The sequence below is a fragment of the Actinosynnema sp. NPDC050801 genome (assembly GCF_040673975.1).
Classification (GTDB): Bacteria; Actinomycetota; Actinomycetes; order Mycobacteriales; family Pseudonocardiaceae; genus Actinosynnema.
The window spans coordinates 108,323-130,953 of sequence record NZ_JBFAQZ010000007.1 but is presented as its reverse complement, the minus strand read 5'-3'; the positions used below and the strand labels follow the sequence as shown (position 1 = coordinate 130,953).

Below are 22,631 nucleotides of genomic sequence, written 5' to 3'. Positions count from 1 at the left end.
ACCTGGCCCCCGTGCCCCGCCTGTTGATCGTGCACCACACGCCGTCACCCGCCATGCAGGAGCTGTTCGAGGCGGTGCTGGCGGGCGCGGGCGACCCGGAGATCGAGGGCGTCGAGGTGGTCCGCCGGCCGGCGCTGGGCGCGACCGCGACCGACGTGCTGGAGGCCGACGGCTACCTGCTGGGCACGCCCGCCAACATCGGCTACATCAGCGGCGCGTTGAAGCACTTCTTCGACACCGTCTACTACCCCTGCCTGGACGCCACGCGCGGCCGGCCGTTCGGCGCCTACGTGCACGGCAACCTGGGCACGGAGGGCGCGGTGAAGGCGTTGCGCGACATCACCACGGGCCTGAAGTGGCGGCCCGTGGTGGAGACGCTGACCCTCACCGGCGCGCCGGACCGCGACGCGCGGGAGCGGTGCCGGGAGCTGGGCGCCGCGGTCGCGGCCACGTTGGTGCTCTAGCGGCCCAGCGAGGGCATCACCTCGGGCGCGTAGCGGGTGCCGGCGACCGCGTCGGCGGGCACGGCGGCGGCGATGCGGTCCAGCTGCGCGTCGGTCAACGCCAGGTCCGCGGCGGCCGCGTTCTCCTCCAGGTACTTCACCCGCTTGGTGCCCGGGATCGGCACCGCGCCCTGGTGGTGCACCCACGCCAGCGCGATCTGCCCGGGCGTCACGTCGTGCTCCCGTGCCACCTCGCGGAGCGACTCCACCAGGGCCAGGTTGCGCGCGAAGTTCTCCTCCGCGAACCGGGGCTGGCCGACCAGGCGGAAGTCGCCGGCCGCGAAGTCGTCCTTCGAGGTGTAGCGGCCGGTGAGGAAGCCTCGGCCCAGCGGCGAGTAGGCGACGATGCCGATGCCCAGCTCACGGCACGTGGGCGCGACCTCGGCCTCGATGTCGCGCGACCACAGCGACCACTCGGTCTGCACGGCCGCGACCGGGTGCACGGCGTGCGCCCGCCGGATCGTCGCCGCGCCAGCCTCGGACAGCCCGATGTGCCGGACCTTGCCCTCGGCGACGAGCTCGGCCATCGCGCCGACCGTGTCCTCGATCGGCACGTCCGGGTCGACCCGGTGCTGGTAGTACAGGTCGATGTGGTCGGTGCCCAGGCGGCGCAACGACGCCTCGGCGGCCTGCTTGACGTACTCCGGGTCACCGCGCAGGCCCCACTCGGAACGCGGTGTGCCGGTGTCGCGGACCACGGCGAACTTCGTGGCCAGCACGACCTCGTCGCGGCGCGGCCCGATCGCCCGGCCCACCAGCTCCTCGTTGGTGAACGGCCCGTACATGTCGGCCGTGTCGAGGAACGTGACGCCCAGGTCGAGGGCGCGGTGGATGGTGGCGGTGGACTCGGACTCGTCGCCGGGGCCGTAGAACTCGCTCATGCCCATGCAGCCCAGACCCTGCGCGCTCACTTCGAGCGCGCCCAAGTGGCGGTTCTCCACGGTGCCTTCCTCCCCGTCGATCAACGGTCGAAAATCGGTGCGGTACTCGGTGCGGTCGTCTGACCGGTCATCGGTTCGTCAGCTTGAGGAACTCCGCCGGGTACCGGTCCCCCGCGACGGCGGGTGCGGCGGCCTCGATCGCGCGCAGCTCGTCGGCGCTGAGCTCCAGGTCGGCGGCGGCGACGTTCTCCTCCAGGTACTTCACCCGCTTGGTGCCCGGGATCGGCACGACGTGCTCGCCCTGGTGGTGCACCCAGGCCAGCGCCAACTGGCCCGCGGTGACCCCGCGCTCGGCGGCGAGTGCGCGCAACGCGTCCACGATCGCGGTGTTGCGGGCGAAGTTCTCCTCGGCGAACCGGGGCAGGCTGCGGCGCATGTCGTCCTCGGCCAGGTCGGCAACGGAGGTGACGCGGCCGGTGAGGAAGCCGCGGCCCAGCGGCGAGAACGGCACGATGCCGATGCCCAGCTCGCGGCACGTAGGCGCGACCTCGGCCTCGATGTCGCGCGTCCACAGCGACCACTCGCTCTGCAGGGCGCTGATCGGGTGCACGGCGTGCGCGCGGCGGATCGTCCCGGCGCCCGCCTCGGACAGGCCCAGGTAGCGGACCTTGCCCTCGGCCACGAGCTCGGCCATCGCGCCGACGGTCTCCTCGATCGGCACGTCCGGGTCGACCCGGTGCTGGTAGTACAGGTCGATGTGGTCGGTGCCCAGGCGGCGCAACGACGCCTCGGCGGCCTGCCGGACGTAGGCGGCGTCACCGCGCGGTTTGCGGTCCGGGTCGGCGAGCCCGAACTTGGTGGCGACCACGACCGCGTCGCGGCGGTCCTTGATCGCGCGGCCCACCAGCTCCTCGTTCGCGCCCACGCCGTCCACGTCGGTCGTGCCGGACCGCGTGACGCCGCCGTAGACGTCCGCGGTGTCCAGGAGCGTGACGCCGAGTTCCAGCGCCCGGTGGATGGTGGCCACGGACTCGGTCTCGTCGCCGACTCCGTAGGACTGGCTCATGCCCATGCAGCCCAGGCCCTGCTTGCCGACCTGGAGTTCGCCCAACGACGTCACGCGGTGATCCCTTCGACGAAGGTGTGTTCCAGCTGCTCGTAGTGCGTGATCTTGTACTCCAGCACCTCCAGGCACGACTGGAGCTCGGCGATGCGCTCGCGGACGGAGGCGCGGTGCTCGAACAGGATCTGCTTGCGCCTGCCCGCCGTGGCGTCGCCGCGGTGCCTGAGCTGCGCGTACTCACGCATCATGCGAATGGGCATGCCGGTGGTGCGCAGGCGGGTCAGGAAGACCAACCAGCCCAGGTCGTCGTCGCTGTAGCTGCGCCGACCACCGGAGTCCCTGGCCGGCGGGTCGACCAGGCCGATCCGCTCGTAGTAGCGCAGGGTGTCGATCGACAACCCGCTGCGCTCGGCCGCTTGGGCGATCGAGTAAGTCACGGTGTCGACCGTAGGAGCTGGAGTGCACTCCAGGTCAACCCGATTCGCGGTACTCGGTCAGGTCGACCGGCCGTCGCGCCGCGGACCGGGCGGCGGTCAGTCGGCTTTGGGCAGGCCCCAGGCCTCCAGGTGGGCGGCCATGCCCGAGACGTCGATCTGCTCCCGGCCCAGCGCCCGGACCAGGTCGAGCGCCTCGTCCTCCTCCGCGTCGATCCACCAGCCGTTGATGTCGCACAACGTCACGGCGGCGACCCAGCCGAGCCGCCAGTTGCCCTCGGCCAAGGGGCGCGTGCGAACGATGGAGTCGAGCAACGCGGAAGCTTTCAGCCAGAGCGTGTCGTAGGCCTCGACCCCCAGCACGGTCGCCCGGGGGCGGTGGGCTGCGGAATCGAGGAGACCTAAGTCGCGCACGACCAGATCCCCGCCGGTGACGGCGGTCGCCAGCACGAGCAAGTCGCCGGCGTCGAGGTAGTTGACCACTGCTTGACGCGCTCCCTGTCCTGAGGGGCGGGGACTCCGGCGCGGCCACGCCGCATCCGGGACGTCTCCTGCGCCACCACCCACCCCCTCAGGTCCGTATCGCCTCCCCGCCGAGCCGGCGGCGAGGATGTTGTCGGCGGCGTGGTGCACCGAAGCGCAACCTGGACGCAGCCCGATCTTCAACGGCGCACCATACCGGTGTGCCTCGGAGCGCCGTGACCGTTCACAGATGTGCGCGGGTGCACGGCCGGGCGTGCGGCGGTTGAGCTGCATGGATTGATCGTATCGAACAAGTGTTCGAACAGCGAGGGCGTGACTGTGCACTCACCCGAAGGTGCAAGCGCGTCGGTGGCGGGCGCCGGCGACTGCGGTAGTCCGCAACGGCGGTGGAGTCGATCGACCCCGGGCCGGTCGGCCGGATTCAGTCGGCCGGATTCAGTCGGCGGGGTTCAGTCGGCGGGGTTCGAGTGCGGTTCGGGTGTGCGGCTGGTTCAGGTGGAACCCATGCGGTCGAGCAGGCCCCGGTACTTGGGGAGCACGCGCCCGAGGACCTCGGACAGCTGCTCCTCCTTCTGCAACCTGGCCCAGCGCTCGGCCAACGCCAAGCGCACGACCTCCTGCTTCGAACGACCCTCGGCTGCGGCCAGTTCGTCCAGCCGCCGGTTCTCCTCGTCACTCAGACGCAGAGTCATAGCCATGGGAAATGACGGTACCAACTTAATACCACGATGGCCAGACCGTGTTTTATAACACCGTTGCGATACGATGTCCCGGTGCCACGACCGAAGACACACGACGAAGCGCTCCGCGGCCGGTTGCTCGAGCGCGCGGGCGAACTGCTGTCCACCGAGGGACCCGTCGCCTTGAGCTTGCGCAGGCTCGCGGCGGATGTCAACACCTCGACCACGGCCGTGTACTCGCTGTTCGGCGGCAAGGCCGCGCTGCTGAACGCCGTGTACGAGGAGGCGTTCCGCCGATTCGGTGAACGGATCGCGAGCGTGCCGCAGACCGACGACCCGGTGGAGGACCTGGTCCAGATCGGCCTGGCGTACCGCGAGAGCGCGTTGGCCGACCCGCAGTTCTACCTGGTGATGTTCAGCAAGGTCGTGCCCAACTTCGAGCCGTCCGACGAGACGAAGGAGGCCGCGGTCGAGACGTTCCTGCCGGTCGTGCGCGACGTCGGCCGTGCCGTGGAGGTCGGGATGTTCAAGCAGGACCCGCCGCCCGAGCAGATCGCGTTGGCGATGTGGGGCATGGTGCACGGCCTGGTGAGCCTCGAACTGAACGGCAACCTGCCGCCGGACGTCGAGATCGCCCCCGTCTACGAGCGCGCCCTGCGCGCGCACGCGGACGGCTGGCGACGTGCGGACGTGGAGGTGGGGCCCGGGGAGGCGGCCGCCGCGAAACCTCCCCGGACCCCGTGAACTGTCCTGATCAGGACAGTCCGCTGGTGAGCGCCTTGATCAGCTCGCCGTCGGCGGTGTCGCCGTCGAGCGACCAGATCATCGCGCCGCCAAGGCGCCGTTCGGCCACGTAGCGACCCTTGCGCTTCATCTCGACCGGGTCGTCCCAGGTCCAGAACGTGGTGCCGTCGAACAGCCACGCGTGCCCGGCCTTGGCGTCCCGGTGCACGGTGAACTTCGACAGTTGCGCCTTGAGGATCCGGTAGTCCTCGTACCCGGCCTCGTAGGTGGCGGGTGCGGGCCCGGTGGCGGGCTGGAACAGGCCGTTGTCCTCGTTGCGCACGCCGGTCCAGCCGCGGCTGTAGAACGGCACGCCCATCACGACCTTGTGCTTCGGCGCGCCGTCGCGCAGGTAGTGGTCGATCGCGACCTGCGAGCTGAACGGCGGCGCGGTCGGGTCGGCCGCGGGCGTGCGGATCGAGGACTGCTGGTTGGTCAGCGGCTCCCACGCGCCGTGGTAGTCGTAGCCCTGGATCGTGGCGAAGGTCAGCAGGTCGAAGACCTTGCGCACCTCGAAACCGCGGTCGACCTGGGCGGGGTTCGCGGGCAGGAACGCGGTGAGGTCGTAGCGCTTGCCGGTCCGCCAGGTCAGCTTGCCCAGCTGCTTGCGGTACTCCACGAGCAGCGCGGTGAAGTTCTGCTTGTCCTCGGGGCGCACCACGTTGCCGGGCGCGGCCTCGGACGACGGCCACTCCCAATCGAGGTCGATGCCGTCGAACACGCCGGCCGCCGCACCGGGAGCGGAGTCGGGCAGGTTGCCCTTGATCCACATGTCGATGCACGAGGCCACGTGCGCGGCGCGCGACTCGGGGGTCAGGGCCGCGTTGGAGAAGTACTTGGAGCCGGTCCAGCCGCCGAGCGAGATGTTGACGCGCAGCTTGGGGTGGCGGGCCTTGAGCTGCTTGAGCTGGTTGAGGTTGCCCGACAGCGGCTGGCCCGCGACGTCCGCGGTGCCGTTGACGCTCTGCTCGGCGCCGAAGGGCCGCTGGTAGTCGGCCCACGGGTCGGCGCTGACGCACTTGCCGGTCTCGTCGAGGAAGCCGAAGGCGTAGTTGAGGTGGGTGAGCCGCGGTGCGGTGCCGTTGGCGACGAGGTCGCGCACCAGGAAGTTGCGGTCGTAGCCGCTCCACTGGGTGTAGTACCCGACGGTGCGCGTGGTCGTGCCGTGCGCGACCGCCTGCGGTGCCAGCGACACGGTCATCGCGGTGGCCAGGAGGGCGGGGAGCACCCATCTCCTGCTCGACATGCTTCTCCTCGCGGTGCCTCTGGGTGGAATCGCCGGTGTGTGGTCCAGACCACGGTAGTGATTAGGTCTAGACCACATCTACGGCCGTTCGGCCGAATCAGGTAACAAGAAATACTTTCTCGTTCCTTGCAAACTTTTGCATGTGCAGTGCGGGTGGTGATCGCGCTAGCTTCGGGACTATTCAACTTTGAGTAGTTAGGGGAGCTCGTGACGATCCTGGTGACCGGGGCCACCGGAACCATCGGCGGCGCGGTCGTTCGGCAGTTGACGGAGGCCGGTGTGCCGGTGCGGGCGTTGACGCGGAACCCGGCGCGGGCCCGGGGCGGAATGCCCGCCGGGGTGGAGGTGGTGGGAGGTGATCTGACGCGGCCGGGTGAGCTGCCGCTGGCGGGGGTGACGGCGGTGTTCCTGTTGGCGGCCATCGAGTCCGACGACGCGGTGGCGCACGCGCAGGCGTTCCTGGACCGTGCGCCGGACCTGCGGCGGGTGGTGTTCCTGTCCAGCAGCGCGGTGACCGTGAAGCGGCCGGGCAGCTACGAGCTGCACCACGACGTGGAGCGGGTGATCGAGGCGTCCGGGGTGGCGTGGACGCACGTGCGGCCGGGTGAGTTCATGGCCAACAAGCTGATCTGGGCGCGCACGATCAAGGCGGAGGACGTGGTGCGGGCGCCGTTCCCGGAGTCGGTGGGCGCGCCGGTGCACGAGGACGACGTGGCCGAGGTGGCCGTGCACGCGCTGCTGCACGACGGACACGCCGGCAAGGCGTACACGTTGAGCGGCCCGGAGGCGCTGACGCACGTCGAACAGGTGGAGGCGATCGGCCGGGGCCTGGGCCGTCCCATCCGGTTCGAGCGCGTGACCTACGGCCAGGCCCGCGCGACCCTGATCCGTGACGAGGGCCTGCCGTACGACGTGGCCGAGTACCTACTCGGTTACATGGCCCAGCACGCCGAGGAACCGGCCTCCGTCACCCCCGACTTCACCACCGTCACCGGCCGCCCGGGCCGCACCCTCTCGACCTGGGCCACCGACCACCTCTCCACCCTCTCCTAACCCCGCGAGTCGAACCTCCAGGTCCCGCGTGTCCTACGTTCGCGTCCCGCGTGTCCTACGTTCGGAACACCCGAGTTCAACGCTCAGAACACGGCCGGTTGTCCTGAGCGTTGAACTCGGGGTACGCGAACGTAGGACACGCGCGTTCTGAACGTGGGACACGCGGGACGTGAGGGTTCGACTCGCGCGGGGTCAGTGGACGGCGCCGTACTGGCGGTCGCCGGCGTCGCCCAGGCCGGGGACGATGAAGCCCGAGTCGTTCAGGCGTTCGTCGACGCTGGCGGTGATCAGCCGGACGGGCAGGGCCGAGTCCTCCAGGTGCTTGATGCCCTCGGGGGCGGCGAGCGCGCAGATCGCGGTCACGTCGGTGGCGCCGCGGTCGGTCAGCAGCCGGATCGTGTACGCCATCGAGCCACCGGTGGCGAGCATCGGGTCCAGCACGAACACCGGACGGCCGGCCAGCGAGTCGGGCAGCGACTCCATGTACGGGGTGGGCTGGAGGGTCTCCTCGTCACGGGCCAGGCCCACGAAGCCCATCTGGGCGTCGGGGATCAGCTTGTGCGCCTGGTCCGCCATGCCGAGGCCGGCGCGCAGGACGGGTACCAGCAGCGGCGGGTTCGCCAGGCGGTAGCCGGTGGTCCGCGCCACGGGCGTGTGCACGCGCTCCTCGGCCACGGGCAGGTCGCGCGTGGCCTCGTAGACGAGCATCACGGTCAACTCGTGCAGCGCGGCGCGGAACGCCGCGTTGTCGGTGCGGGCGTCACGCATGGTGGTCAGCCGCGCCCTGGCCAGTGGGTGATCGACAACGAGGACGTCCATGGTCGAACAGTATGTGGTACCTCTAACCGATGCCCGACGGCTCGTTACCCGGCGACGACGAGGGTGAGCCGGACCGGCTGACCGCGTTGCACCTGTTCGGCACGCGGTTCGGCTCCGGGCGGGACGTGTGGTCGCCCCGGGACTTCGCCGAGCTCCGGCCCGACCTGGTGGTGTTCACCGGTGACCTGACCGAGCACGGCAGGCCGGACGAGTTCGAGCGCGGCTTCCGGTTCCTGGCCGAGCTGGCGGAGGCGGTGGACCTGCCGCGGGAACGGGTCGTCGTCGTGCCCGGGTCGCGGGACGTGAACCGGTTGGCGTGCGAGGCGTACTTCCGGCAGGAGGAGGCCTGGGGCCGGACGCCGACGCCGCCGTACTGGCCGAAGTGGGGACCGTTCGCGGCGGCATTCGACGACTTCTACGGCGCCCGGTTCAGCTTCACGCCGGACGAGCCGTGGACCCTGTTCGACCACCCGGAGCTGGAACTCGCGGTCGCCGGCCTGAACTCCACCATCGAGGTCACGCACCAGACCACGCCCGAGGACGACCGCGCGGTCATCGGCGGACGCCAGGCCGAGCGGTTCGAGAAGCTGTTCCGCGACGGCCGGCGGCGTGCCTGGTCACGGCTGAGCGCGGTCCAGGGCCCGCCGGCGTCCGACGTCTCGCCGCACGTCGACCTGGCGCTCACCAGCCCCCGGGACGGGCGCGCTGCCTGGTCGGTCGTCCCGGTGCCGGCGACCGGCGGCTCGAAGCGGGTCACCACGACCGACCAGCCGGCCAAGGGCCCGGACCCCTTCTTCGACCGCGTGCTGGAAGCCACGCGCGTGGCCCACCCGACCGCGACCGTCACCCCGCGGGCCGAGGAGCACTACATCCGCGTGTCGAAGCCCCGCCCGGGCGGTGGCTTCGAGCAGTGGCCGGTCGGCGTGCGGGCCAGGTTGGGTGACGAGGTGGTGGAGTCGTTCGTCGCGCGGGTGCACGCCTCCTTCGCCGCGGCCGACCCCGCCGTGCCGTCCGAGCTGGTCTACAGCGGCCCGCCCGCCGGGCACGACCTGGTCCTCGCGGCGCGACGGCGCGGTGTGCGGCTGCGCAGCTTCGTGGAGTACCAGGGGCTGCTGGACCTGCGGCCGTTGGCAGAGCGGCAGACCCGGCGGCTGGCCGCCGACCAGGTCTACCCCGCCGGCCTGTACGTGCCGCAGCGGTACGGCATGGTCGGTTGGGAGGACGGTGGCGGAGACCTGCTGGAACGGGTGCTCGGCTGGCTCGGTGAGGACGTCGCCCGGTTCGTGGTCGTGCTCGGCGACTTCGGCCGCGGCAAGTCGTTCCTGCTGCGGCAGCTGACACGGGCGTTGCCCGTCGAGCACCCCGGCCTGCTGCCGGTCCTGGTGGAGCTGCGCAGCCTGGAGAAGGCGCCGACGCTGGACGAGCTGCTCGCACAGCACCTCGTGCGCGAGGGCGTGGACGCGGTCGAGGTGGCCAAGCTGCGGTACATGATCAGCAGCGGTCGGCTGGCGCTGCTGTTCGACGGGTTCGACGAGCTGGAACTGCGCGTCGGGTACGACAAGGCGGCCGACTACCTGGCCACGCTGCTGCACGCCGTGACCGATCGGGCGAAGGTCGTGCTGACCAGCCGCAGCCAGCACTTCCAGTCGACCGACCAGGTGCTGAACGCGCTGGGTCAGCGGGTCTCGGCGTTGGCCGCGAGCCGGGTGGCGGTGCTGGAGGACTTCAGCGACGACCAGATCCGCGACTTCCTCACCAGGCACTACGGCGGTGACGAGGGACGTGCGGCGGCCCGGTTCGAGCTGCTGGGCGCGATCAGCGACCTGCTGGGCCTGTCCCGGAACCCGAGGATGCTGTCGTTCATCGCCGGCCTGGACGACGAGCGGTTGCGCGAGGTCCAGCAGCAGCACGGCCGGATCAGCGCGGCCGAGCTGTACCGGGAGCTGGTGGACTTCTGGCTGGTGCAGGAGACCGACCGGCAACGGCACCGGCACGGGATGCCGTCGTTCGACGGCGCGGAGCGGCTGTCGGCGTGCACGGCGTTGGCGTTGCGGCTGTGGCGGACGACGGCGGCCACCATCGACACGGCCGATCTGGAGAACACCGTGGTGCGGACGTTGACCCGGTTGACCGAGCGCGGCTACTCGATCGACCAGGCCGCGCACGCCGTCGGGTCCGGGTCGCTGCTGGTGCGGACGGAGGCGGGCGGGTTCGCGTTCGTGCACCAGTCGGTGATGGAGTGGCTGGTCGCGAAGGTGGCGGCGGACGAGCTGGCCGACACCGACATCGTGACCCGCAAGATGTCACGGCTGATGGTCGACTTCCTGTGCGACCTGGCCGGCCACGAGGCCGCGTTGAGCTGGGCACGCGGGGTGATGGCGGACGCCGACGCGCCCGAGGCGGCCAAGCAGAACGCGACCGAGGTGGCGAAGAGGCTGGAGGCGCGCGTCCGGCTGTCGTTGGCGAACGCGGACCTCCGCGCGTTCGACTTCGGTGACCTGGACCTGCGGGGGGCCGACTTCCGCGGTGCCGACCTGACCGGGCAGCGGCTGGTCGGGAAGGACCTCACCGGGGCCGACCTGACCGGCGCGAACCTCACCGACGTGCTGATGGTCGGCGGCGACCTCACGGGCGCGGTGCTGCGCGGGAGCCGGTGGGAGCGGGCGGCACTGCTGGGTGTGGCCGGTCCGGCGCCGGAGGGGGCGGCGGTGGTCGGGCGTGACCCGGCGACGCCCGTGCTCGCGCCGCTGGGGTCCGTCGTGGCGGCGGTCGCGTTCTCGCCGGACGGCGACCTGGCCGCGGTAGCGCACAGGCACGTGCTGGAGCTGCGGCACCTGGGCACCAATCGGCCCGTACGGGTCTGGCGGCGACGTGCGCACCCGATCACCGACGTCACTTACGCGCCGAACGGCGGCCTGATCGCCACCGTGGAAGAGGACGGCGCCACGTACGTCTGGGACGCGCACACCGGTGAGCTGATGACCGGACTGCCGCGGCGTGGGACCGGGCGGGCCTGGTTCGTCGGACAGGGTGATCGCCTGGTCGACAAGGACGTCGACGGTCTGGTTCGGCTGTGGGACGCCGCGACCGGCGACCTCGTGGACGAGTTGTTGCAGCGGTGCCACGACCTCGTCGTGTCGGCCGACGGGCGCGTGATGATCACGAGGTCGGACCGCAAGGTGGAGGTCCGGCGCACGGACGACATGGAGGTGATCGCCACGATCACCTCGGAGAGCCATGCACGCATGGCCGTCTCACCAATCGGCTCGGTGCTCGCCCTGCGCGTCAACAAAGACGTGACGGTCTTCGACGCGCACTCCGGCAGGCCCCTGACCCACGTGCCCAACCGCTTGAGTCGCGGCGAGATGATGACTTTCCTGACCGACGACCGGATGGCGTTCGCCGATGGCAACCGCATCACCATCTCCAACAGCGACGGCAAGCAGGTGACGAGGTTCTCCAACGCGGCCGGCATCCGTCGTGTCACGCCGTCCGCCGACGGCAACCGCTTGGCGTTGACCATGGCGGACGGCTCGGCCGTCGTCTACACGGTGGCCAACAAGCAGTCGCAGCGGTTGGACGACGCCCGGCACTTCGTCGGCTCTGCGTCGTACTCGGCGGACGGCCGGTCGTTGCTCACCACCTCAGAGGCCGGCGTGGTTTTCGTGTGGGACTTGGAGAGGGGCCACGTCCAGAGCCGGCCGGCGGCTTACATGGGACCGGGACGGCTCGCGGGGTTCGCCTCGGCGAGCGCGGCGGTGGTGGTCGCGACTCCGCTGGGGCTCGAAATCACCGGAACCGAGGGCGGGTGGATCCACACCGACCAGACGTTCCACTCGCTGGCCGTTTCCGCGCGTGGCGAACGGCTGGTCACCGCCTCTACCGACAGCGTCGTAACGTACTGGGACACGACGACAGGGGTTCGTCTCGACGAGTACCGGTACTACGGGATGCCGGTCAACGCCGTTGCGCTGTCCCCGAAGGGCGACATCTTCGCCGTCGCCCACGTGAACGGCACCGCCTACGTCCTGGACGCGTCCTTCCACGTCAAGGCGCAACTAGAAGGTCACACCGGGGAGGTGTGGAGCGCGGCGTTCTCGCCCGAGGGCTACCGCGTCGCCACGACGTCCGCCGACGGCACCGCGCGCGTCTGGGACCTGAACGGCCGGGAGTTGGCCAGGGTGGTGGGGCACGAGGGCAGCGTCTGGGACGTGGCGTTCTCCCCCGACGGCCGCCGCCTCGCCACGGCGTCCGAGGACGGGACGGCCCGGATCTGGACCACGCGCGGTGAGCACGTGGTGACGCTGACCGGTCACACCGGGCAGGTCCGCAGCGTGGCGTTCTCGCCCGACGGCCGCCGGGTCGCCACCACGTCGGAGGACGGCACGGCCCGGATCTGGGACGCCGGGACCGGCGCGGGGCGGGCGGTGCTGGTGCACGGGCGGAACGGGACGGCGGTGGTGCTGCCCGACGGGTCGTACAAGGCTTCCGGTGACGTGGGTGACCGGCTGTGGTGGGCAGTGGGGCAGTGCCGGTTCGAGGTCAGGGAGTTGGACCCGTACTACCCGGGGATCAAGCGGCTCGGGGTTGACGAGGTGCTGCCGGGGGTAACGTCCTGACATGGCCGACCACGTGCGGATCGGGGTTCTTGGGGCGGCGCGGATCGTGCCGGCGGCATTGGTCAGGCCGGGGCGGGACGTGTCGTCGGTGGAGGTTTCGGCGGTCGCGGCACGGGACGTCGGACGGGCGCAGAAGTTCGCCGACCGGTACGGGATCCCGCGCGTGCACACGACGTACGACGAGCTGTTGGACGACCCCAACGTGGACGCCGTCTACAACCCGCTGCCCAACGGGTTGCACGGGAAGTGGACGTTGGCGGCGTTGGCGGCCGGGAAGCACGTGTTGTGCGAGAAGCCGTTCGCGGCCAACGCGGACGAGGCGGCGGAGGTCGCGGCGGCGGCGAAGAGCAGCGGCTTGGTGGTGATGGAGGCGTTCCACTACCGGTACCACCCGTTGGCGTTGCGGTTGCCCGAAGTGGTCGCGGAGTTGGGTGAACTCAGGCATGTCGAGGCGCGGCTGGCCTTTCCGATGCCGCGGTTCAACGACATCCGGTACTCGCTGGAACTGGCCGGTGGCGCGCTGATGGACGCCGGGTGCTACGCGGTGAACATGGTGCGGTACCTCGGCGGCGAGCCGGAGGTGAAGTCGGCGCGGGCGTTGCTGAAGGGTGACGGCGTCGACCGGGCGATGCGGGCGGAGCTGAAGTTCCCGGCCGGGCACACCGGGACCGTGGTCGCGTCGATGTGGTCGCGGTCGTTGCTGAGACTCTCGGCGAAGGTGTTGGGCGCCAACGGCTCGATGAGCGTGTTCAACCCCTTCGCGCCGCAGTTCGGGCACCGGCTCACGGTGAAGCTGGACGGTCACCGCCGGGTCGAGCGGTTCGACCGGCGACCGTCGTACGCCTACCAGTTGGAGGCCTTCGCCGACGCCGTGCTGCACGGCAAGCCGTTCCCGACGACGGCGGACGACGCGGTGGCCACCATGCGGGTCGTGGACGACATCTACCGGGCGGCCGGGCTGCCCGTGCGTCAGCCGACCTGACGCAGTTGCCAGAGCGCCTCGGTCAGGTCGACCAGGGTGCGGAAGTGCTCGACCAGGCCCTCGAAGTCGCGCAGCGGGTCGGGCCCGTCGGGCGGTGACAGGTCGGTGCCACCGGTGCCCTCGGCGTCTGCGGCGTCCTCGGGTTCGAGGATCGACACGGTCATCGTCCAGTTGGCGGCGGCGCCGCTGATCTCCCAGGTCTTCTGCACACCGCAAAGGTGGCGTCTTGCGCCGCGGTCCCGCAATGCTCCCCTTCGGGTGACACGGCTTTCGTGCCCGCGTGGCAAGGCGGAACAGTCGCGCCATGACACGCAAGGGGGCATCCGTCCGGCAACGGCGGGTATCGACGGAACTGCGCACGTTGCGCTTGGCCAGGGGGCTGAGCTGCGCGGACGTGGCCAACGCGATCGGCTGCTCGGAGAGCAAGATCAGCCGGATGGAGACCGGGAACCGAGGGCTCCGGGCCGACGAGGTCGCGGCGATCCTCGGCTACCTGCGCGCGCCGGCCGCGTTGCGGCAAGAGCTGGTCGACCTGGTCCGCGCCGGCGAACACCGGAACTGGCACGCCATCCACGGCAAGTTGCCCAGCAACTGGAAGGACCTCATCGGCTTCGAGTCGGAGGCAACGGCCCTCTACAACTACGAGCCGCTCCTCATCCCGGGTCTCGCCCAGACCCCCGACTACGCCCGCGCCATCATCCGAGGCGCCAACGACCGGTTGTCCGACGCCGACCTCGACGCCCTGGTCGCCACCCGGATGGGCAGGCAGGTGATCCTGAGCCGGGCGCAGGTGCACCTGCTCATGGACGAAGGCATCCTCCGCCGCCGCTTGGCTTCGCCCGGCATGATGCGCACCCAACTCCAGCACCTGGTCACGTTGGGTGGCCGCGCCAACATCACGGTGCAGATCGTGCCGCTGGACACCGGCGCGCACCCCGGTTTGAGCGGGCCGTTCCTGGTCATGGACTTCGCCGATCAACCGAGCCTGGTCTACGTGGAAGGCCGTGGCACGAGCACATTCCTCGAAGAAGAAGTGCACCTCAGCAACGCTAGGCTTGCCTGGCAGAGGCTGCGTGCCTTGGCGCTGTCAGCCGAAGAGTCGCTGGGACTCATCGCCAAGCTCGCGGGACGGATGACGTGATGCGAGGAGCGCGACCGATGGACCTCACCGACGCACACTGGCGCAAGAGCAGCCGCAGCAGCGACCAGGCCAACTGCGTGGAGGTCGCCCGCGTCGCCGACCGCACCGCCGTCCGCGATTCCAAGAACCCCGGCGGCCCGGTCCTGCTCTTCGGCAGGGTCGACTGGTCGGTCTTCGCCAGGTGAAGTGGGTCGTCGCGCTCGTCGCCACCGCGGCGTTGGTCGGGTGCGAGGGGCAGGCGCCGCCCGCGGCGAAGTCGGGGACCGGCGAGTTGCGGACCGACCTCGACCCGCTCGTCACGCGCTTCCCCGTGCTCGGGGCACCGGCCGGCGCGCGGTGGATGTCCGGCACGTTCGGGCGGTCCGACGTGCCCGGTCCGTCGACCTACTGGATCGACGCGGTCGTGGCCCTGCCGCGGGCGGAGGTCGAGCGGGTGGAGTCCGCCTACGCGCCGGCGGACGAGGGCAGGACGCCGGACGTCGCGGAGGGCATGCGCGCGGAGTTGCCGGGTGGGCCGTTCCTGACCGGGGACGCGCTGGACGCGGCGTTCGACCACGAGCGGTGGCACGCGTCGGCCTTCCTGGACCCGGAGTCCGGCGAACTCGTCCTCGTCGCGACCGGAACCTGACCATCCGCGGGCCCGCGCTCCTAGACTCACTGACGTGAGCGACGAGCTGGTGCCGGACCCCCGTCAGATGCGTGCCTCGGACGCCGACCGCGAGAAGGTCGCCCAGGTGCTCCAGCAGGCGCACGGCGAGGGCCGGCTGGACCTGCACGAGCTGGACGAACGCCTGGCCGCGGTGTACGCGTCCAAGACCTACGGCGACCTGGTGCCGCTCACCGCCGACCTCGGCGTGCCCGCACCCGCCCTGCTGCCCGTGCCGATGCAGCACAACGTGCCCGCCTCGCGCATCGGCGGCACGCCCGGCTCCTCGGTGTCGTTCGCGTTCTGGTCGGGCGTCGAACGGCGGGGCGAGTGGGTCGTGCCGTCGACGCACACCGCGACCGCGATCATGGGCGGTGTCGAGCTGGACCTGACCCGGGCCCGGTTCGCGCAGGGTGAGACGACGATCAACGCCTTCGCGTTCTGGGGCGCGGTGGAGATCATCGTGCCGGAGGACATCACGGTGCGCGTGGACGGCGTCGGCTTCATGGGCGCCTTCGAGGACGCCACGCACAAGGGTGCGCCGACCATCCCCGGTGGGCCGGTCGTGCGCATCACCGGCTTCGCGATGATGGGCGCGGTCGAGGTGAAGCGGCCGAAGAAGAAAAAGGTCAAGGGTCGCAAGCGCGACGAGCTGGAGGGCTAGTCGGCGGTACGGCGGAGCGTTACCCTTCGTCGTCCCCCGCCGCCCGCCGCCGCCTGCGAAGTCGTCCAGTGACCAGTCCCGTGTTCGTCGACCCGTCCGGCCGCCGCCGGTGGTCCTGCGCATCGTCATCGGCACGGCCGTGGCGTGCGTGCTCGCCTACCTGACGCTGCTCGCCATCGCGCTGGCCGGCGGCCCGGTCAACCCGTCGTCGCTGCTCCCCGTGCCGGCCGAGGAACCACCGCCCGTCGTCGCCACGACCACGGTGGCGCCCACGACCGCCGCCCTGCCGGTGGGTGCGACGACCGCCCGGACGACCGCCGGGGGCACGACCACCACGACGGCGGACCCGACCTCGGCCACGAGCACGGCCGCGACCACCACCACGACGAGGTCCCAGGGTCGCCGCACCGAGCCGCCGCCGGGCGCCTCGAACCGGCCGACGGACGCGGGCCGGGGCTGATGCGCGCGCACCTGCCGTCACCGCGCGCGCACTGGCTGCTGCTGGCGTTGTCCCTGGTCGTGCTGCTGGGTTTCCTGCTGCTCGACGTGCTGGTGGTGCAGCGGGTCGGCCAGGGTGAGGCGCCCTCGGCCGGACCGGCGGACCGCGTGCCCGAGTCCGTGCGCGCGGGTGGCCCGCTGATCGGCACGGACGGCAACGGCCTGACGTCCCGCACGGTGCCCGACGGCGCGGTGGTGCTCACCTTCGACGACGGCCCCGACCCGCGTTGGACGCCCCAAATCCTGGACGTGTTGCGGCGCAACAACGTCAAGGCGACGTTCTTCGTCACCGGCGTCACCGCCGCCAGGTACCCCGACCTGGTCGAGCGGATGGCCGACGAGGGCCACGAGGTGGGTCTGCACACGTTCACGCACGTCGACCTCGGCACGGTCGACGAGGCGCGCACGGCGTTGGAACTCGGCCAGACGCAGCTCGTGGTGGCCGCCTCGACGGGCCGGGCGAGCACGCTCGTGCGCCCGCCGTACTCGGCGAGCGCCGGTGCGCTGGACGACGAGGACCTGGCGGCGGTCGAGCGCATGGTCGCGTCCGGCCACCTGGTGCTGCTGTCGACGCACGACACGGAGGACTGGCGCAACCCCGGCGTGGACGCGATCGTCGCCGCCGCCACGCCGTCCGACCGGCGCGGCGCGGTGGTGCTCGCGCACGACGGCGGCGGTGACCGGTCGCAGACCGTGACGGCGTTGGAGCGGCTGATCCCCGTGCTGCGGGAGCAGGGGCGGCAGTTCCGCACCGCGAGCGACGCGCTGGGCGTGCCGGTCGCCCGGTCGGCGACCGTCGTGGAGCAGGCCGAGGGCACGGCGGTGTCGCTGGCGGTGCGTGCCGCCGCGGCGACGACCGAGCTGATCACGTGGCTGGTCGTGGTGTCGAGCGTGCTGGCGTTGCTGCGGGCGGCGTTGTTGCTGACCACGACCGGTGTGCACGCCCGTCGTGCGCGCAACGTCGGCCGGCACGTGCGGCGGCTGCCCCGGCAACCCGTGACCGTGCTGGTGCCCGCGTACAACGAGGAAGCCGGCATCGAGGCGACCCTGCGCACGATCCTGGCGAGCACGGCCGACGTGCGGGTGATCGTGGTGGACGACGGTTCCACGGACCGCACCAGCGAGGTCGTGCGGGCGTTGGACCTGCCGGGGGTGACGCTGATCAGGCAGCCGAACGCGGGCAAGGCGGCGGCGTTGAACACCGGTCTGCGGCGCTGCCGCACGGACCTGGTGGTGATGGTGGACGGCGACACGGTGCTGGAGCCGGACACCGTGGCCGAGCTGGTGGAGCCGTTCGCCGACCCGGACGTGGGCGCGGTGTCGGGCAACGCGAAGGTCGGCAACCGGGGCGGGTTGCTCGGGCATTGGCAGCACATCGAGTACGTGATCGGCTTCAACCTCGACCGGCGGATGTACGACGTGATGGAGTGCATGCCGACCGTGCCGGGCGCGGTCGGCGGGTTCCGGCTCAGCGCGTTGCGGCAGGTCGGCGGGGTGCCGGAGGACACGCTGGCCGAGGACACCGACCTGACGATGGCGTTGGAGCGGGCGGGCTGGGCGGTCACCTACCGGGAGTCGGCCCGCGCGTGGACCGAGGCGCCCGCGACGCTGGGCCAGCTGTGGCGGCAGCGGTACCGGTGGTGCTACGGGACGTTGCAGGCGATGTGGAAGCACCGGGGCGCGGTGCGGGAACGCGGTCTCGGCGGGCGGCTGGGTCGGCGCGGCCTGCCGTACCTCGCGCTGTACCAGGTGGTGCTGCCGGTGCTGGCGCCGGTGATCGACGTGTTCGCGGTGCTCAGCCTGTTCACCGACCCGGCGCGCGGCGCGGCGGCGTGGCTCGGGTTCCTGGTGCTGCAACTGGTGCCCGCGGTGATCGCGTTCCGCTTGGACCGGGAGAGCCTGCGGCCGCTGTGGGCGGTCGCCCTGCAACCGGTCGTGTACCGGCAGCTGATGTACCTGGTCGTGATCCAGTCGTTGATCACCGCCCTGGCCGGCGCGCGGCTGCCGTGGCAGAAGCTCAAGCGCACCGGAACGGCCGCCCAGCACGCGCCCGAACCGGTTCCGGCGGACGAGGTGACCAAGCCGCTCGGCAGGCGCGAGCGGGCCGTGCCCGACGAGGTCACGAAGCCTCTTCACATCGGCTGACCTGCACGAATTCGCTCACTTAGGACGGCCGTCCCATTCCGCCTAGACTCGGCGACATGGCTGCTCCGACTACTACACCGCCAGCGCAGCTGCCCCCGGCGCTCGCGGACGCCGTGCGCGACGAAGCGTCGTTGCGCCGGTTCCTGCACGGGCTGCCCGGTGTGGACCAGGTCGGCGTCGAACAGCGCGCGGCCGGTCTGGGCACTCGCAGCATCAAGAAGGCCAGCAAGATGTGGGCCATCGACACCGCCATCGGCATGGTCGACCTCACCACGCTGGAAGGCGCCGACACGCACGGCAAGGTGCGGTCGCTGGCCGCGAAGGCCCGCAGGCCCGACCCCGACCACCCGGACGTGCCGCGGGTCGCCGCCGTCTGCGTGTACCCGGACATGGTCGCGACGGCCGTCGAGGAGCTCCGGGGCACCGGGATCGACATCGCCAGCGTCGCCACCGCGTTCCCGTCCGGCCGGTCGAGCCTGAAGGTGAAGCTGGAGGACACCGCCTACGCCGTCGAGGCGGGCGCCACCGAGATCGACATGGTGATCGACCGCGGCGCGTTCCTGTCCGGCCGCTACGGGCAGGTGTTCGACGAGATCGTGCAGGTCAAGCACGCCTGCGGGGACGCGCACCTCAAGGTCATCCTGGAGACCGGCGAGCTCGCGACCTACGACAACGTGCGCCGCGCGTCGTGGCTCGGCCTGCTCGCGGGCGGCGACTTCATCAAGACCTCCACCGGCAAGGTCTCCCCCGCCGCGACGCTGCCCGTCACGCACGTGATGCTGCAGGCCGTCCGCGACTGGCACACCCAGACGGGCGAGCTCAGGGGCGTGAAGCCCGCCGGCGGCATCCGCACGACCAAGGACGCGATCAAGTACCTGGTCGCCGTGCACGAGGTCGCGGGACCGGAGTGGCTGACCCCGGCGCTGTTCCGCTTCGGCGCCTCCACGCTGCTCAACGACCTGCTGATGCAGCGGCGCACCCAGTTGGAGGGCCACTACAGCGGCCCCGATTACGTGACGGTGGACTGACATGTGGGAATACGCGCCGGCGCCCGAATCACGGGACATCGCGAACCTCAAGCCGAACTACCGGATGTTCATCGACGGCGAGTTCGTCGACGGCGCCGGTGAGCCGCTCAAGACCGTCAACCCCGGCACCGAGGAGGTGCTCGCGGAGGTCTCCACGGCCGCGCCCGCCGACGTGGACAAGGCCGTGAAGGCCGCCCGCCGCGCCTACGACCGCGTGTGGGGCAAGATGCCCGGCTCCGAGCGCGCCAAGTACATCTTCCGCATCGCCCGGCTCGTCCAGGAGCGCGCGCGGGAGCTGGCGGTGCTGGAGTCGTTGGACAACGGCAAGCCCATCAAGGAATCACGGGACGTGGACGTGCCCACGGCCGCCGCGCACTTCTTCTACCACGCGGGCTGGGCGGACAAGCTCGGCTACGCGGGCTACGGGCCCGACCCGCGCCCGCTCGGCGTGGCGGGCCAGGTCATCCCGTGGAACTTCCCGCTGCTGATGGCGGCGTGGAAGATCGCGCCCGCGCTGGCCACCGGCAACACCGTGGTGATCAAGCCCGCGGAGACGACGCCGCTGAGCGCGCTGGTGCTGGCGGAGATCATCCAGCAGGCCGACCTGCCACCCGGCGTGGTGAACATCCTCGCCGGGGCGGGTGACGTCGGCGCGGCCGTCGTGTCGCACCCGGACGTGGACAAGGTCGCGTTCACCGGGTCGACCGAGGTCGGCCGGACCATCCAGCGGCAGCTGGCCGGCAGCGGCCGCAAGCTCACCCTGGAACTGGGCGGCAAGGCGGCGAACATCGTGTTCGACGACGCGCCGCTGGACCAGGCGGTCGAGGGCATCGTCAACGGCATCTTCTTCAACCAGGGCCACGTGTGCTGCGCGGGTTCCCGGCTGCTGGTGCAGGAGTCGGTGGCCGAGGAGCTGCTGGAGAAGCTGCACGTCCGCGTGTCCACGCTGCGCGTCGGCGACCCGCTGGACAAGAACACCGACGTCGGCGCGATCAACTCGCGCGACCAGCTGACCAAGATCCAGGAGCTGGTCGAGTCCGGCGACGCCGAGGGCGCGCAGCGGTGGACGTCCGCGTGCCCGTTGCCGGACAAGGGCTTCTACTTCGCGCCGACGGTGTTCTCCAACGTGTCGCAGACGATGCGGATCGCGCGCGAGGAGATCTTCGGGCCGGTGCTGTCGGTGCTCACGTTCCGCACCCCGGACGAGGCGGTCGCCAAGGCGAACAACACGCCGTACGGGCTGTCGGCCGGCATCTGGACCGAGAAGGGGTCGCGCATCCTGTGGGCGGCGCAGAAGATGCGCGCCGGCGTGGTGTGGGCCAACACGTTCAACCGCTTCGACCCGACCGCCCCGTTCGGCGGCTACCAGGAGTCGGGCTTCGGCCGCGAGGGCGGCCGCACCGGGCTGGAGGCCTACCTCGATGTCTGAGAACCGGATTTCCCTCGGCAAGACCGAGAATCGGATCGCGGTCGCGAAGACGTACAAGCTCTACATCGGCGGGGCGTTCCCGCGGTCGGAGTCGGGCCGGTCCTACCCGGTGGTCGACGCGAAGGGCGCGTTCCTGGCCAACGCGGCGCAGGGTTCGCGCAAGGACGCCCGGGACGCGGTCGCGGCGGCGCGCAAGGCGTTCCCCGGCTGGTCGGGTGCGACGGCGTACAACCGGGGGCAGGTGCTGTACCGGGTCGCCGAGGTGCTGGAGGGCAGGCGGGAGCAGTTCATCGCCGAGGTGGCCGCCGGCGAGGGGGTCACGGCGAAGAAGGCGCAGTCGCTGGTGGACGCGGCGATCGACCGGTGGGTCTGGTACGCGGGGTGGACCGACAAGGTCGCCACGGTGCTCGGCGCGTCGAACCCGGTGGCCGGGCCGTACTTCTCGTTCTCGGTGCCGGAGCCGACGGGTGTGGTGGCGGTGCTCGCGCCGCAGCAGTCGTCGCTGCTGGGGCTGGTCAGCGCGGTCGCGCCGGTGATCGCGACCGGCAACACGGCGGTGGTCGTGACGTCGCAGGACCGGCCGCTGCCCGCGGTGACGCTGGCCGAGGTCCTGGCGACGTCCGACCTGCCCGGTGGTGTGGTGAACGTGCTGACCGGCCGCACGGCGGAGATGGCGCCCTGGCTGGCGTCGCACGCGGACGTGAACGCGCTCGACCTGACCGGTGCGCCGGAGTCGGCGCGGGCGGACCTGGAGCGGGCGGCGGCCGGGACGGTGAAGCGCGTGCTGCGGGCCCGTCCGGCGGAGGACTTCACCCGCGAGCCGGACCTGGCCCGGCTGCGGGCGTTCCTGGAGACGAAGACGGTCTGGCACCCGGTGGGCGTCTGACGGCCGGTGGGCGTCTGACGGCCGGTCAGCGGCGGCAGCCGAACCAGCTGTAGGCGAGCAGGCCGGTGCAGCCGAGCACGACCGCGGTGACGGTGGCCGAGGTGGTGCCGGCGGGTTGCACCGGCCAGGTCAGCAGGCGGCTGAGCCAGTGCTCGTCGACGGGTGGGACGACGAGGGTGACGCCGGTCCACCCGACCGGCAACGCCCAGGCGGCGCGGGCGCCGAGCAGGAGCGCGCCCAGTGCCGCCAGGCCGCCCAGGCCGATCACGTCGCGGATGACGAAGGCGTCCGGGGCGATCGGGTCGGCGACCAGGCCGGCGACCACCAGCAGCGTGGCGACGAGCGTGCCGCCGAGCAGCAGGTGCGCGGCCCGGCGCGGCGGCCAGCCGAACGCGGCCGTGCGGTCGAGTGCCCGGTCGTGCCCGCTGAGGCCCGTCGCCACGGCGGCCACCCCGACGGCCGCGCCGAACGCCGCCAGCTGCGGGCTGCCGTGCGGCGGGGCGACCGCGGCGAGCGCCGCCACCCCGACCACCACGGCCGCCGCCGACGCCGGGACCTGCCGCGACCGGGCGTGCAGGACCAACCACCGCGTCACGGCTTCCCTCCCGGTGCAGGCACCGGTGCGACCCGGCGAGACCGCGGAATTGT

General features: G+C 71.5%; 23 protein-coding genes. 14 read left to right on the top strand and 9 right to left on the bottom strand.

Translation table 11 applies throughout. From position 1 onward, the window contains the following. Window positions 1–11 precede the first annotated feature (11 nt). Window positions 12–464: an NAD(P)H-dependent oxidoreductase gene (locus AB0K14_RS17850; protein ID WP_360458398.1), complete on the top strand. Its 453-nt coding sequence runs from the start codon at window positions 12–14 to the stop codon at window positions 462–464. Here the strand turns inward: AB0K14_RS17850 and AB0K14_RS17845 are convergent. From AB0K14_RS17845 to AB0K14_RS17825, 5 genes are all read right to left on the bottom strand, one after another. Then, window positions 461–1,390 carry an aldo/keto reductase gene (locus AB0K14_RS17845; RefSeq protein WP_360458595.1) on the bottom strand — a complete coding sequence of 310 codons (930 nt, stop codon included), beginning with the start codon at window positions 1,388–1,390 and terminating at the stop codon, window positions 461–463. The two genes, AB0K14_RS17850 and AB0K14_RS17845, sit on opposite strands and share 4 nt — an antisense overlap. 121 nt (window positions 1,391–1,511) lie before the next feature. Beyond that, complete coding sequence (locus tag AB0K14_RS17840; RefSeq protein ID WP_360458592.1) at window positions 1,512–2,456, bottom strand: aldo/keto reductase; 945 nt, start codon at window positions 2,454–2,456, stop codon at window positions 1,512–1,514. A 44-nt stretch (window positions 2,457–2,500) separates the two neighbouring features. Next, entirely contained in the window at window positions 2,501–2,884 is a 384-nt protein-coding gene (locus AB0K14_RS17835) for a MerR family transcriptional regulator (protein ID WP_360458395.1), read from the bottom strand. Between the two features lie 96 nt (window positions 2,885–2,980). After that, window positions 2,981–3,364, bottom strand: coding sequence for a Fic family protein (locus AB0K14_RS17830; RefSeq protein WP_360458392.1), 384 nt, complete (start codon window positions 3,362–3,364; stop codon window positions 2,981–2,983). A gap of 491 nt (window positions 3,365–3,855) precedes the next feature. Next, window positions 3,856–4,056, bottom strand: coding sequence for a CopG family transcriptional regulator (locus AB0K14_RS17825; RefSeq protein ID WP_360458389.1), 201 nt, complete (start codon window positions 4,054–4,056; stop codon window positions 3,856–3,858). Window positions 4,057–4,137: 81 nt separating this feature from the next. Here AB0K14_RS17825 and AB0K14_RS17820 point away from each other — a divergent pair, with 81 nt between their 5' ends. Further along, window positions 4,138–4,788, top strand: a complete 651-nt coding sequence (locus tag AB0K14_RS17820; RefSeq protein WP_360458386.1) for a TetR-like C-terminal domain-containing protein — start codon at window positions 4,138–4,140, stop codon at window positions 4,786–4,788. A 10-nt stretch (window positions 4,789–4,798) separates the two neighbouring features. On the opposite strand, the gene AB0K14_RS17815 is transcribed toward AB0K14_RS17820, so the two are convergent. Beyond that, complete coding sequence (locus AB0K14_RS17815; protein ID WP_360458383.1) at window positions 4,799–6,073, bottom strand: glycoside hydrolase family 18 protein; 1,275 nt, start codon at window positions 6,071–6,073, stop codon at window positions 4,799–4,801. Between the two features lie 207 nt (window positions 6,074–6,280). Between AB0K14_RS17815 and AB0K14_RS17810 the strand changes: the two genes are divergently transcribed. Beyond that, window positions 6,281–7,126 (top strand): NAD(P)H-binding protein, encoded by an 846-nt coding sequence (locus tag AB0K14_RS17810; RefSeq protein ID WP_360458380.1) that lies wholly within the window; start codon window positions 6,281–6,283, stop codon window positions 7,124–7,126. Between the two features lie 192 nt (window positions 7,127–7,318). Here AB0K14_RS17810 and upp read toward each other — a convergent pair whose 3' ends face one another. Beyond that, window positions 7,319–7,945 carry a uracil phosphoribosyltransferase gene (gene upp / locus AB0K14_RS17805; protein WP_360458377.1) on the bottom strand — a complete coding sequence of 209 codons (627 nt, stop codon included), beginning with the start codon at window positions 7,943–7,945 and terminating at the stop codon, window positions 7,319–7,321. Window positions 7,946–7,974: 29 nt separating this feature from the next. Between upp and AB0K14_RS17800 the strand changes: the two genes are divergently transcribed. After that, on the top strand, window positions 7,975–12,564 hold the full coding sequence (locus tag AB0K14_RS17800; RefSeq protein WP_360458374.1) for an NACHT domain-containing protein: 4,590 nt from the start codon (window positions 7,975–7,977) through the stop codon (window positions 12,562–12,564). A 1-nt stretch (window position 12,565) separates the two neighbouring features. After that, a complete protein-coding gene (locus tag AB0K14_RS17795) occupies window positions 12,566–13,546 on the top strand; it encodes a Gfo/Idh/MocA family oxidoreductase (protein WP_360458371.1) in 981 nt (326 codons plus the stop codon). Here the strand turns inward: AB0K14_RS17795 and AB0K14_RS17790 are convergent. After that, window positions 13,534–13,755 carry a hypothetical protein gene (locus AB0K14_RS17790; protein ID WP_360458368.1) on the bottom strand — a complete coding sequence of 74 codons (222 nt, stop codon included), beginning with the start codon at window positions 13,753–13,755 and terminating at the stop codon, window positions 13,534–13,536. The genes AB0K14_RS17795 and AB0K14_RS17790 overlap by 13 nt on opposite strands. Before the next feature lie 95 nt (window positions 13,756–13,850). On the opposite strand from AB0K14_RS17790, the gene AB0K14_RS17785 reads away from it, so the two are divergent. From AB0K14_RS17785 to AB0K14_RS17745, 9 genes are all read left to right on the top strand, one after another. After that, on the top strand, window positions 13,851–14,687 hold the full coding sequence (locus AB0K14_RS17785) for a helix-turn-helix transcriptional regulator (protein ID WP_360458365.1): 837 nt from the start codon (window positions 13,851–13,853) through the stop codon (window positions 14,685–14,687). 17 nt (window positions 14,688–14,704) lie between these two features. Further along, window positions 14,705–14,872 carry a DUF397 domain-containing protein gene (locus AB0K14_RS17780; protein WP_360458362.1) on the top strand — a complete coding sequence of 56 codons (168 nt, stop codon included), beginning with the start codon at window positions 14,705–14,707 and terminating at the stop codon, window positions 14,870–14,872. After that, window positions 14,869–15,315 carry a hypothetical protein gene (locus tag AB0K14_RS17775; RefSeq protein WP_360458359.1) on the top strand — a complete coding sequence of 149 codons (447 nt, stop codon included), beginning with the start codon at window positions 14,869–14,871 and terminating at the stop codon, window positions 15,313–15,315. Before AB0K14_RS17780 ends, AB0K14_RS17775 begins: the two co-directional genes overlap by 4 nt. Window positions 15,316–15,349: 34 nt before the next feature. Further along, window positions 15,350–15,997 carry a DUF1707 domain-containing protein gene (locus AB0K14_RS17770; RefSeq protein WP_360458356.1) on the top strand — a complete coding sequence of 216 codons (648 nt, stop codon included), beginning with the start codon at window positions 15,350–15,352 and terminating at the stop codon, window positions 15,995–15,997. 109 nt (window positions 15,998–16,106) lie between these two features. Then, the gene (locus AB0K14_RS17765) at window positions 16,107–16,457 is read left to right on the top strand and encodes a hypothetical protein (protein WP_360458354.1); all 351 of its coding nucleotides are present in this window, start codon (window positions 16,107–16,109) and stop codon (window positions 16,455–16,457) included. Further along, window positions 16,457–18,640 (top strand): bifunctional polysaccharide deacetylase/glycosyltransferase family 2 protein, encoded by a 2,184-nt coding sequence (locus tag AB0K14_RS17760; protein ID WP_360458351.1) that lies wholly within the window; start codon window positions 16,457–16,459, stop codon window positions 18,638–18,640. The genes AB0K14_RS17765 and AB0K14_RS17760 overlap by 1 nt, the downstream gene beginning before the upstream one ends. A 56-nt stretch (window positions 18,641–18,696) precedes the next feature. After that, window positions 18,697–19,668 (top strand): deoxyribose-phosphate aldolase, encoded by a 972-nt coding sequence (deoC, locus tag AB0K14_RS17755; protein ID WP_360458348.1) that lies wholly within the window; start codon window positions 18,697–18,699, stop codon window positions 19,666–19,668. 1 nt (window position 19,669) lies between these two features. Continuing rightward, window positions 19,670–21,097, top strand: coding sequence for an aldehyde dehydrogenase family protein (locus AB0K14_RS17750; RefSeq protein WP_360458345.1), 1,428 nt, complete (start codon window positions 19,670–19,672; stop codon window positions 21,095–21,097). Continuing rightward, window positions 21,090–21,983, top strand: a complete 894-nt coding sequence (locus AB0K14_RS17745) for an aldehyde dehydrogenase family protein (protein WP_360458342.1) — start codon at window positions 21,090–21,092, stop codon at window positions 21,981–21,983. Before AB0K14_RS17750 ends, AB0K14_RS17745 begins: the two co-directional genes overlap by 8 nt. A 25-nt stretch (window positions 21,984–22,008) precedes the next feature. Here the strand turns inward: AB0K14_RS17745 and AB0K14_RS17740 are convergent, their stop codons facing one another. Beyond that, window positions 22,009–22,578, bottom strand: a complete 570-nt coding sequence (locus tag AB0K14_RS17740; RefSeq protein ID WP_360458339.1) for a hypothetical protein — start codon at window positions 22,576–22,578, stop codon at window positions 22,009–22,011. Between the last annotated feature and the right edge of the window lie 53 nt (window positions 22,579–22,631).